This window comes from Thalassovita litoralis (assembly GCF_900182725.1).
Lineage (GTDB): Bacteria > Pseudomonadota > Alphaproteobacteria > Rhodobacterales > Rhodobacteraceae > Thalassobius > Thalassobius litoralis.
In genome coordinates, this window is record NZ_FXTO01000011.1 from 33,728 (window position 1) to 45,072 (window position 11,345).

At 59.9% G+C, this 11,345-nt stretch carries 10 protein-coding genes; 4 read left to right on the top strand and 6 right to left on the bottom strand.

Going from position 1 to position 11,345, the window contains the following annotated elements; all coding sequences use genetic code 11:
* Positions 1 to 17: 17 nt before the first annotated feature.
* On the top strand, positions 18 to 2,192 hold the full coding sequence (locus tag FN828_RS10300; RefSeq protein ID WP_142493324.1) for an RNA degradosome polyphosphate kinase: 2,175 nt from the start codon (positions 18 to 20) through the stop codon (positions 2,190 to 2,192).
* 54 nt (positions 2,193 to 2,246) lie between these two features.
* Positions 2,247 to 3,791: a Ppx/GppA family phosphatase gene (locus tag FN828_RS10305; protein WP_142493384.1), complete on the top strand. Its 1,545-nt coding sequence runs from the start codon at positions 2,247 to 2,249 to the stop codon at positions 3,789 to 3,791.
* Here FN828_RS10305 and FN828_RS10310 read toward each other — a convergent pair.
* The 5 genes from FN828_RS10310 to FN828_RS10330 all read right to left on the bottom strand — a co-directional run bounded on the left by FN828_RS10310 (position 3,788) and on the right by FN828_RS10330 (position 7,110).
* On the bottom strand, positions 3,788 to 4,165 hold the full coding sequence (locus FN828_RS10310) for a hypothetical protein (protein ID WP_142493325.1): 378 nt from the start codon (positions 4,163 to 4,165) through the stop codon (positions 3,788 to 3,790). The genes FN828_RS10305 and FN828_RS10310 overlap by 4 nt on opposite strands.
* Positions 4,166 to 4,231: 66 nt before the next feature.
* The gene (locus tag FN828_RS10315) at positions 4,232 to 5,260 is read right to left on the bottom strand and encodes an endonuclease/exonuclease/phosphatase family protein (protein ID WP_142493326.1); all 1,029 of its coding nucleotides are present in this window, start codon (positions 5,258 to 5,260) and stop codon (positions 4,232 to 4,234) included.
* Complete coding sequence (locus tag FN828_RS10320) at positions 5,260 to 5,940, bottom strand: molecular chaperone DjiA (protein ID WP_142493327.1); 681 nt, start codon at positions 5,938 to 5,940, stop codon at positions 5,260 to 5,262. Before FN828_RS10320 ends, FN828_RS10315 begins: the two co-directional genes overlap by 1 nt.
* 49 nt (positions 5,941 to 5,989) lie before the next feature.
* A complete protein-coding gene (locus FN828_RS10325; RefSeq protein WP_142493385.1) occupies positions 5,990 to 6,475 on the bottom strand; it encodes a GNAT family N-acetyltransferase in 486 nt (161 codons plus the stop codon).
* A gap of 11 nt (positions 6,476 to 6,486) precedes the next feature.
* The gene (locus FN828_RS10330) at positions 6,487 to 7,110 is read right to left on the bottom strand and encodes a VOC family protein (RefSeq protein ID WP_142493328.1); all 624 of its coding nucleotides are present in this window, start codon (positions 7,108 to 7,110) and stop codon (positions 6,487 to 6,489) included.
* 89 nt (positions 7,111 to 7,199) lie between these two features.
* Here FN828_RS10330 and nhaA point away from each other — a divergent pair, with 89 nt between their 5' ends.
* Entirely contained in the window at positions 7,200 to 8,384 is a 1,185-nt protein-coding gene (gene nhaA / locus FN828_RS10335) for a Na+/H+ antiporter NhaA (RefSeq protein WP_142493329.1), read from the top strand.
* 136 nt (positions 8,385 to 8,520) lie between these two features.
* Here the strand turns inward: nhaA and scpA are convergent, their stop codons facing one another.
* Positions 8,521 to 10,647 carry a methylmalonyl-CoA mutase gene (gene scpA, locus FN828_RS10340; protein WP_142493330.1) on the bottom strand — a complete coding sequence of 709 codons (2,127 nt, stop codon included), beginning with the start codon at positions 10,645 to 10,647 and terminating at the stop codon, positions 8,521 to 8,523.
* 156 nt (positions 10,648 to 10,803) lie between these two features.
* Here scpA and FN828_RS10345 point away from each other — a divergent pair, with 156 nt between their 5' ends.
* The gene (locus tag FN828_RS10345; RefSeq protein WP_142493331.1) at positions 10,804 to 11,271 is read left to right on the top strand and encodes a DUF4174 domain-containing protein; all 468 of its coding nucleotides are present in this window, start codon (positions 10,804 to 10,806) and stop codon (positions 11,269 to 11,271) included.
* Positions 11,272 to 11,345 lie beyond the last annotated feature (74 nt).

Below are 11,345 nucleotides of genomic sequence, written 5' to 3' on the forward strand. Positions count from 1 at the left end.
ATCAGCATAAGCCCGTTATGAAAAACGCAGATTTCCTTACGGCACCCTTTGCCGCCCCCATCGAATTGCCCGAACTGGACCCCACCGGACCGGGCCGTTTCTATAACCGTGAACTTAGTTGGCTGGGCTTCAACTGGCGTGTGCTGGAAGAAGCCGAAAACAAACGCGTCCCCCTGCTGGAACGGGTGCGTTTCGTTTCCATTTCGGCCACCAATCTGGATGAGTTTTACACGGTCCGCGTGGCGGGTCTGCGCGAACTGGCCCGCGAAGGCAACATGAGCCCGGCTCAGGACGGGCTGAACCCGCTGGAGCAACTGGCGCTGATCAACGAAGACGCCCGCCGCCTAATGGATGCCCAGCAGCGGATTTTCAACGATCTGCGGCAGGAAATGACCGAACAGCGGATCGACATTCTGACCCGCAACGACATCCCCGAAGCGGCCAAGCCCTTCTTGTTGGATACGTTCCTGAACCACGTTTTCCCGGTTCTGTCACCGCTGGCCGTTGACCCGGCCCACCCGTTCCCGTTCATCCCAAACACCGGGTTCTGTCTGGCGCTGCAACTGGAACGCCGCCGGGACAAGCGGATGCTGATGGTGCTGCTGCCCATTCCGCAGCAGATCAACCGCTTTGTGGAACTGCCCGGAAACGACGACCGCCACCGTTTTCTGCCACTGGAAGAGCTGTTGCTGCTGTTCATCGACAAACAATTCCCCGGCTACCGGATGCAGGGGCATTGTACCTTCCGCGTGCTGCGCGACAGCGATCTGGAGGTCGAAGAAGAAGCCGAGGATCTGGTGCGCGAATTTGAAACCGCGCTGAAACGCCGCCGCCGTGGCGAAGTGGTTCGGATGAAAATCTCAGCCGGGGCGCCGGATGAATTGCAATCCGTGATCATGCGCGAACTGCATGTGACCCCGGCGGAAATCGTGGAAATTGACGGCATGATCGGCATTGCCGACGTCAAGGAACTGGTGCTGGATGCCCGCCCTGATCTGCTGTGGCCCAGCTTTGCCCCACGCGTCCCGGAACGGGTGCAGGACCATGACGGCGACATGTTCGCCGCCATCAAACAAAAGGACATGTTGCTGCACCACCCCTATGAAACCTTCGATATGGTGGTGCGCTTCCTACAACAGGCCGCGCGTGATCCCGATGTGGTGGCGATCAAACAGACGCTTTACCGGACCTCGAAAAATTCGCCCATTGTCGAGGCACTGTGCGAAGCTGCCGAAGACGGCAAATCCGTCACCGCGCTGGTGGAACTGAAAGCCCGCTTTGACGAAGCCGCTAATATCCGCCAGTCCCGTCGGCTGGAACGGTCCGGGGCACATGTGGTTTACGGGTTCGTGGACCTGAAAACCCACGCCAAGATTTCCACCGTGGTCCGCCGCGAAGGGGACAAGCTGGTGACATATACCCATTACGGCACCGGCAACTATCACCCGATCACGGCCCGCATTTATACCGACCTGTCGTTCTTTACCTGTGACGATGCGCTGGGGCGCGATGCGACCAAGGTATTCAACTACCTGTCGGGCTATGTCGAACCCGAAGGGCTGGAAAATCTGGCGATCTCTCCGACCGGGCTGAAACCGCGCTTGTTAGAAGGCTTCGCGCAAGAGGCCGAACATGCCCGCGCCGGACGCCCGGCGGAAATCTGGGCCAAGATGAACTCGCTGATCGACCCGGAAATCATCGACGGGCTTTATGCCGCGTCACAGGCCGGGGTAAAAATCAGCCTTGTGATCCGTGGCATTTGCGGGGTGCGACCGGGGGTCAAAGGACTGTCGGAAAATATCCGTGTCAAATCCATCGTGGGCCGTTTTCTGGAACATTCCCGCATTGTTTGCTTTGGCAACGGTCAGGGTTTGCCCAGTAAAAAGGCACGGGTGTATATTTCGTCGGCGGACTGGATGGGGCGGAACCTGAACCGCCGGGTGGAAACGCTGGTGGAGATCAACAACCCCACGGTCAAGGCACAGATCGTCAGTCAGATCATGGCCGCAAATATGGCAGACACCGCCCAAAGCTGGGTCATGGCCCCCGATGGCCATTTCGACCGGGCCATCTTGGAAGAAGGCGAATTTGCCTTTAATTGCCACAGGTTCTTTATGGAATACCCATCCCTGTCCGGTCGCGGGTCGGCTGGGGCCAAGGACGTTCCGAAGTTGACCCATACGGATGATTGACCTATCTCCCGGCCCTAACGCATTGTTGGGCCGGAAGCACAGGAAAAGGCAATGATGGACGACACCACCCTTCCCCAGACAACCGACTGGGGGCCATTCGGGCGCCCGTTGTTCAATGACCCATCCTCGAAAGCCCTGTCACGGGTTGGCGTGGTTGATGTCGGGTCGAACTCGGTCCGGTTGGTTGTGTTCGATGGGGCGGCCCGCAGCCCGGCCTATTTCTATAACGAAAAAATCATGTGTGCCTTGGGCGAAGGCCTGTCTGAAACCGGCCACCTGAACCCCGAAGGCCGCGTTCGCGCCATATCCGCCCTGCATCGGTTTCAAAAACTGGCCGCTGGTCTGGGCATTCTGCCCCTGACCGCCGTGGCCACCGCCGCCGTGCGCGAAGCCAGCGATGGCGCGGCATTCGTGGCACAGGTCGAACAGGAAACCGGGCTGAAAATCCACGTCATCGACGGCAAGGAAGAAGCCCGTCTGTCTGCACAGGGTGTTTTGCTGGGTTGGCCCGCCTCTTACGGGTTGGTGTGTGACATTGGCGGATCGTCTATGGAACTGGCCGAAATCGGCGGCGGTCAGGTGGGGCGGCGCGTCACCTCGGCCCTTGGTCCGCTAAAGCTGCGCACCCTGCCCGGTGGCAAAAAAGCCCGCAAGGACTACATCCGCGAAACCGTGGCCCAACTGGCCGAAACGATGGGTCAGCAACGCAATCGCCTGTTTCTGGTGGGTGGGTCGTGGCGTGCCATCGCCCGCATCGACATGGAGCGGCGCAATTACCCGCTGCATGTGCTGCACGAATACCGGATGAATTCCAAATCCATCGACGCCACGATCCGCTATATCGCGGAAAACGATCCGGCGGACCTGCGTGCGCGGTGCGGGGTGTCATCGTCCCGTATGGCGCTGGTCCCCTATGCCGCCGAAGTCCTGCGCGAAGTGGTGCGCACCTTTCACCCGCATGACATCGCCATTTCCAGCTATGGTATCCGCGAAGGCATGTTGTACGAACAGATGCCGCAACAATTGCGCGACCGCGACCCGCTGATTGAATCGTGCTATTTCGCAGAAGCCAAGGATGCCCGCATTCCCGGCTTTGGCAAGCTGCTGTATCAATTCGTGCGCCCGCTGTTCAATTCCGCCCCGCTGGAACGCCGCCGCCTGATCAAGGCCGCCTGCCTGCTGCACGATGTCAGTTGGCGCGCGCATCCCGATTATCGCGCCGAAGATTGTTTCGACAACGCCACCCGCGCCAATCTGGGCGGGCTGAAACATTCCGAACGGGTGTTTCTGGGGCTTGCCCTGCTGCACCGCTATAAAAACTCGCGTTCAGGCACATCATTCGAGAAGATTTTTGGGCTGGTCGACGAGCGCACCCAAAAACAGGCCGAAATTCTGGGCAAGGCCATGCGGTTCGGCGCGATGCTGTGGCTGCAAAAGGAACAGCCATTCGGGGAACTGGAATGGCACCCCAAGAAAAAGCACCTGACGCTGATCCTGACCGCCGACGCCGCCCCGCTGTATGGCGAAGTCGCCGCGTCGCGGTTTCAATCGCTGGCAAATGCCTTGGGTGCAGATTCCGAGGTGCGGATCAAAGGTTAAAGCTCGACCTCGCCTTTATCGGCGTTGTCGGTCGGGGCTTCGGGGGTGGGTTCCGCCGGTTGCTTGCGCCGCATGATGATATCCCCGTTCGGAAGCAATTCCGGCGGGTGATACAGTGTCAGATCATCGACCTTTTTCAACACATCGGCCAACGCCGGTCCCATTTCGCGCACGAATTGGCGCATTGCGGGTTCCATCGTTTCGGCAAAGCTTTTCAGGTCATCCATCGCAGGTTCCATTTCCTGCATGATGCCCTTGAAAAACAGCTTTGCGCCTTCTTCCATCAGGGAAAACCCTTCGTCGTCCTTGTCCTGCGCCAAAACCGGCGCGGCGCTCAGACAAACGACAAAAATGGGGGCAATGATCCGTTTCATACCGCTTAATATAGCGCATTCGCGTGACAGTTTTAGGGGGAACAACGCCGAAAGCGCAAATTCCGCCTACTCCAGATCAATATCCAGTGTCACCGGGAAATGATCTGACGCGGTAATCAGGGCGTCGCGCAGTTCCGGCACGGACTGGCAATCATCGTCATCATAGGGATGCCAGATGCGCCAATTGCCCCCTTTTTCCATCAGTTCCGGCGACACCATGATGTAATCCAGCAACGCCTGAAGATACCGCCGCCCCTTGGGCATGTGGAACCGCGCCGTGGTGGGCATGGTGCCGATCCGCTGATGCAGCGCCATCGCGGCGTGGGGGTCATAAAGTTTCAGATTGTCCTTTTCCCCCATCACGATTTCAACCGATGAACGCCCGAACAAATCTTCATATTCATCCAATCCGGGACCATCGTTCAGATCGCCCAGCACGATCAGCGGCTCTCCGACCGCCAGATGTTGCTCGACCCGGCGGCGCAGCCAGATCGCCTGCGCCAATTGTTTGCGCCGGTTGGCAATCGCCGCCCGCATGACCGCATGTTTTCCATGCGCCCCATGCGGAGCCTTGGATTTCAGATGCGCCCCGATCATGCGAAACCGAAACCCGCCAGCGGTTTTAAGGCCCACCTCTAGCGGGGGTTTGGAAAAGCGAACCAAATCTTCGGTGTCGTCCACATCCAGATCAATGCGGAACACCCCATCAAAGCGCGGGCAATGGTCTGATCCTTTCTTGCCCGTCGGATCGCCCAAGGGATCATGCCACGCCGTCAGCACATCGGGATCATACATCAGCGCGATTTCCTGCTGCGTGTCGTTCCCGAAGCCCACCAGCGCCTTGCGCGCGCGTATCCCGAATGTGCTGGCAAATGTTTCCAACGCCGGAACCGTGGCGCGGCGGCCATTGTGATCAGGGGCTTCGATCACCATCACCGCATCCGCATTCAGCGCGGTAAAAACGATCCCCAATGCCTCGATCTGCTGAATACGGGTGACGTTCAGCCGCCCCGACCACCCATCATCGGCCAGCAACGCCCCCTTGTCGTCAAACAGGTTGTTAAACCATTCCACATTATAGGTGACGATCCGCATCAGCCCCGTGCCTCTTGGATTTCCTCCCACGCGCGGTTCAGGTCCACCATACGCTTTTCCGCCAGCTTCACAGCTTCCGCAGGAACCCCCCGTGCGATCATCGCATCGGGGTGCGATTCACGGATCATCCGCTTCCACACCGCCCGAATATCCGCCAAGGACATATCCGGGCGAACCCCCAACACGGTATAAGGGTCCGGCACCGCATCCGGCACAAAACGGCTGCGCAAGCTGCGGAACTCGGCCTCGGGCAGGCCAAAAATTTCAGCCACACGCTGCAAGAACGCATCCTCGGCCGGGTGATAGGTGCCGTCCGCCATCGCGATGTGGAACAGCCCCTCCATCAAATCACAATAACAGGTGCCGCTTTCCCCGAACATCGCGCGAATCTTGCGGGCGTAATCCTCGAACCCGGCCACGTCCTGCCGCGCCAGATTGAACACCCGCGCCGCGCCAGCCTCGTCCTCGCGGGCGATTTGAAACACCTCGCGTATGGCGGTGACTTCGTCACGCGTGACCAAGCCATCGGCCTTGGCCATCTTGGCCGATAATGCGATGACAGCAATGGTAAAGGCCACGCTGCGTTCCGGCGGGGTACGCAGCTTTTCAAAAACCAAGGCAAGGCTTTCGCCATTCGCCAAGGCCGCGATTGCATCAGATATGCGGGTCCAGATCGACATACCGCACCCTACCCCGCCCCGCCCGCCATGTCATCGCGACATCGCAGCGTCACAGCATTTTCTGCATCAGCACCAGATCCATCCAGCGCCCGAATTTGAACCCGACCTGTTTCAATCGCGCCACTTCGGCATAGCCAATCGCAGCGTGAAACGCTTTGCCTGCCGTGTTTTCCGCACTGACACCGGCAAACATGGAATGCGCCCCGGCGGCACGGGCGTGATCCTCGATCGCGGTCATCAGCGCCCGCCCAACCCCGCGCCCGTGGGCCGATTCAGACAGGATCACCGTATGTTCCATTGTCCGGGCATAGCCCACCCCGCCCCGAAACTGGCCATAGGTGGCAAAGCCCACAATCGCCCCATCCAGCTCAGCCACGAAAAACGCCTTCCCCTCGGCCTCTTTCGCGGCAATATCGGCGGTCAGCCCCGGCGCGGTCTTTTCCGCGCTGTTAAAGGTTACAGCCGTATCGCGGATAAACGGGTTCCAGATCGCCAACACCACCGGCACATCATCGGAACAGGCCGGGCGGATCAGAAAAGCCGCAGTCATTCGGCCCGGCCCAGACTGCGGCGCTCGCCATTCACATCGAATTCGGCAACCAGCGCCGGGCGGTCGGCCCGTTCAAACACCACCCGCGGATCATCCAGCAGGGGTGCCATTTCAGCGGCCAGGGTGTCCGCCTCGGGGTGGCGAACCACCAGGCGCAGCAGCCGCGCCCCGGATTGCTTCAACCCCGCGGCCGGGTGCCGCCCCTGCCATTGAATCAACGCAGGACAGGTTTCATCATAGGGCAAACGCCCATCTTCGGGCACGGCCATTTTCCACCGCAAATCCCCCCGCGCCAGCGCCACCACCCGGCCCGCCCCTACGGGCATCCGGGGCAGGTCCGCCGCCATATCCTCGGTCCGGCAAATCCAGTTGTGCAGACAGGGGTCGTCTTCGAATTCATCCAGCCGAAACCAACGCGGATCAGGGGGCAGATCGGCCTGCGGGTCCACCGCGATCACCTCCAGATACAAACCGTCCTCTAACCCGATCAGCAGGTTATGCGTACCAAAGCGGGGATGCTGCCCCCCCTTTTGCAAGCTGATCCCCAGCGCCTGTTCTACGAAAGCGCGGCCTTCTTTCAATGTGCGGGCCGCAACCGCAATGTGATCCAGCGACAACATTCTGCCCGGTCTCCCCAGTTTCCGGTATTGATGCAGGGCCAAAAAGCCCCATCTAGCAACGAATTAGTCACTAGAAACAGGGAAAGGCAATGCTCCTACGCGCGATAGACAAGTTTTTCAAACACGAAGCCTCGGGCGGTATCCTACTGATGCTGTCCGCCGCTGCCGCCATGATGGTGGCCAACTCCTCGCTGTACGGCGCTTATGATGGGGCGCTCAGCAGCTATTTGCGCGTTACCCTGAACGGCGAAGGGCTGGAAAAGCCCCTGATCCTTTGGATCAATGATGGCCTGATGGCCGTCTTCTTCTTTTTGATCGGTCTGGAACTGAAGCGTGAAATGCTGGAAGGCAAGCTAAAGAACCCCGCCGATGTAATGCTGCCCGGTCTGGCGGCTGTCGGGGGCATGATCGTTCCCGCCGTGATTTTCGCGGCCTTCAACTGGGGCCAACCCACGATTGCAGGCTGGGCCATTCCGGCGGCCACGGACATTGCCTTTGCGCTTGGTATTCTGGCGCTGGTCGGCAGCAAGGCCCCGACATCGCTCAAGGTGTTCCTGCTGACGCTGGCGATTCTGGATGACCTTGGGGCCATCGTGATCATCGCGCTGTTTTACACCGCGGATCTGAAACTGGATTACCTGTATCTGTCCCTGATCCCGCTGGCGGGGCTGCTGTGGCTGAACATGAAAGGCGCGCATCGCGTAGCCCCGATGATCCTGCTAGGCGTGGTGATGTGGTTCTTTGTGCTGAAATCCGGCGTTCATGCCACGTTGGCCGGTGTGATCACCGCCTTCTGCATCCCGCTAAAGGATAAGTGGGGCAAATCCCCGCTGCACGCACTGGAACATGGGCTGACGCCTTATGTGCTATACCTGATCGTGCCAATTTTCGCCTTTGCCAATGCGGGGGTTGTGCTGACCGGGCTGACCTTCTCGGACTTGCTGGCCCCGCTGCCGATGGGCATTGCACTGGGTCTGATCGCGGGCAAGCAACTGGGCGTGTTTGGCGTGACCTTCCTGCTGGTGAAATCCGGCATGGCCCGAATGCCCGCCGGGGCGAACTGGCTGCATATCTACGGCATCTCCTGCCTTGCCGGGATTGGCTTTACCATGTCGCTGTTTATCGGCGGGCTTAGCTTCTCGGACGCCACCCTGATGAACGAGGTACGTCTGGGCGTGCTGTCTGGTTCGATCATTTCGGCGATTTTGGGCTATACCGCGCTGCAAGTGGCCGTCAAACGGCAGGCCACAGAAGCAACCGCAACGGTTCACTAAGGTTAACGCCCCGGCTGGCCACAACAGCAACCGGCGCGACAAAAGCAAAGGGGCCAGAGTTTACTCCGGCCCCTTTTTTCATCTTGCAGAAAATACTCTCGGGGGGTGTGGGGGGGCAGGCAGCCCCCCACCCTTTTTAGCTGCGCGCTTCGCGCACCAGCCGCAGAATATCCCGCGCCGCTTCGGGGATGTTGGTGCCGGGGCCAAAGATCGCCTTTACACCCGCGCCTTTCAGGAAATCATAATCCTGCTGCGGGATCACACCGCCGCAGATCACGATGATGTCGCCCGCATCCTTGTCCTTCAGCGCCTGAATCAGTTGCGGTGCCAGCGTCTTATGCCCTGCCGCCTGCGAACTGATCCCAACCACATGCACGTCGTTGTCCACGGCGTCCTGTGCGGCCTCATCCGGGGTTTGGAACAGCGGGCCAACGTCCACGTCAAACCCAATATCTGCGAATGCGGTGGCAATCACCTTGGCCCCACGGTCGTGACCGTCCTGACCCATTTTCACCACCAGCATACGCGGGCGGCGGCCTTCTTCCTCGGCAAAGGCATCCACGTCCTTCTGGATCGCGGCAAAGCCTTCGTCACCTTCATAGGCGGCACCATAGACACCAGCCAGCGTTTTCACTTCGGCGCGGTGACGGCCGAATTCTTTTTCCATTGCCATGCTGATTTCCCCAACAGATGCTCTGGCGCGGGCTGCTTCCACAGCGGCTTCCAGCAGGTTGCCCCCTTCTTTGGCGCGGCGGCTTAGTTCTGCCAGCGCGGCCTGACAGGCAGCTTCGTCCCGTTCGGCACGCATCTTTTCCAGACGCGCAATCTGGCTTTCGCGGACTTTCACGTTGTCCACGTCAAGAATGTCGATCGGGTCTTCCTTGTCCTTGCGGTACTTGTTCACGCCAACAATGACTTCCTGACCACGGTCGATCATCGCCTGACGCTTGGCCGCCGATTCCTCGATCCGCAGTTTCGGCATCCCGCTGGCAACGGCCTTGGTCATGCCGCCCATTTCCTCGACTTCCTGCATCAAGGCCCAGGCTTTTTCCGCCAGATCGGCGGTCAGTTTTTCAACGTAATACGACCCGGCCAGCGGATCGACCACGTTGGTGACGCCGGTTTCTTCCTGAAGGATCAACTGCGTGTTCCGCGCGATACGGGCGCTGAAATCGGTCGGCAGTGCAATCGCTTCGTCCAGCGCGTTGGTGTGCAGCGACTGGGTGCCGCCCAGAACCGCGCTCATCGCTTCGTATGCCGTGCGGATCACGTTGTTATAGGGGTCTTGTTCCTGCAACGACACGCCCGAGGTCTGACAGTGCGTCCGCAGCATCTTGGACCGCTCATCCTTGGCGCCGAATTCGGTCATCACGCGATGCCACAGCAGACGCGCCGCCCGCAGCTTGGCCGCTTCCATGAAGAAGTTCATGCCGATGGCAAAGAAGAACGACAGGCGACCGGCGAATTTATCGACGTTCATGCCCGCATCCATCGCCGCGCGCACATATTCGCGCCCGTCCGCCAGCGTATAGGCCAGTTCCTGCACCAGATTCGCGCCCGCTTCCTGCATGTGATAGCCGGAAATCGAGATCGAATTGAACTTCGGCATCTCGTTCGAGGTATACTCGATAATGTCCGAAATGATCTTCATCGACGGTTCAGGCGGATAGATATAGGTGTTCCGCACCATGAACTCTTTCAGAATGTCATTCTGAATGGTCCCGGCCAGCACCGATTTGTCATGCCCCTGTTCTTCGCCCACAACGATGAAATTCGCCAGAATCGGGATCACAGCGCCGTTCATGGTCATCGACACGGAAACCTTGTCCAGCGGGATGCCGTCGAACAGGACTTTCATATCCTCAACGCTGTCAATCGCCACACCGGCCTTGCCCACGTCCCCCACTACGCGGGGGTGGTCGCTGTCATAACCCCGGTGCGTCGCCAGATCGAACGCCACCGAAACGCCCTGCTGACCGGCGGCCAGATTGCGGCGGTAGAACGCATTCGATTCCTCGGCGGTGCTGAAGCCCGCGTATTGGCGGATGGTCCACGGACGGCCCGCGTACATGGTGGCCTTCACGCCGCGCGTGAACGGGCCGAACCCCGGCAAGCTGCCCATATGCGGCAGGTCTTTGGTGTCTTCTTCGGTATAAAGCGGCTGAACCTCGATCCCTTCAAGGGTGTTCCAGGTCAGATCATCCAGCGACCGCCCGCGAAGCTCTTTCTCCGCCAGCTTACGCCAATCGTCCTTTGTACTCATGACTGTGTCCTTTTCTTGCTGCCGCCCGTGGGGGTGGCCTTATTGGATAAGATCAGATGCCCCGGATGCGGCAGATCGCGCTTTGCCCGGTGACTTCTGTGTTTCGCGGTCGCAATTTTCCCGGCGCTTCCTATATTCATCCCGACAGGAGGCCCCATGATCACGCGACTAATATTTGGAATCGCTTTGCTTTTCGCCGCGCCGGTGGCCCCGGTATCGGCGCAGACCGTGGGCGCACCACCGTCCGATGCGGGGACGGAATTCGCGCCGCTGGACGGCACCAGCGCCACGTTAGAACAATTCCTGTGGACCGCCCGGCCCATCGTTGTCTTTGCCGACAGCCCCGCCGACCCGCGGTTCGTGGAACAGATGCGGTTCCTGTCCTCGGACGTTCCGGGCCTGCTGGCGCGGGATGTGGTGGTGCTGTTCGATACCGATCCGAAATCCAGATCCGATCTGCGCCAAACCCTGCGCCCACGCGGGTTCATGCTGGTGCTGATCGACAAGGACGGGCAGGTGAAACTGCGCAAACCCGCGCCGTGGACCGTGCGGGAAATCACCCGGTCCATCGACAAATGGCCCACCCGGCAGCAGGAAATCCGCGAGGAACTGGGCAAGGAATGACCGCGCCAAACCTCAGGTGGCAGCGCCCCATGTCGGGGCGCCACCCGCCTGTTGCGGTATGGCGCGGCCCCAAG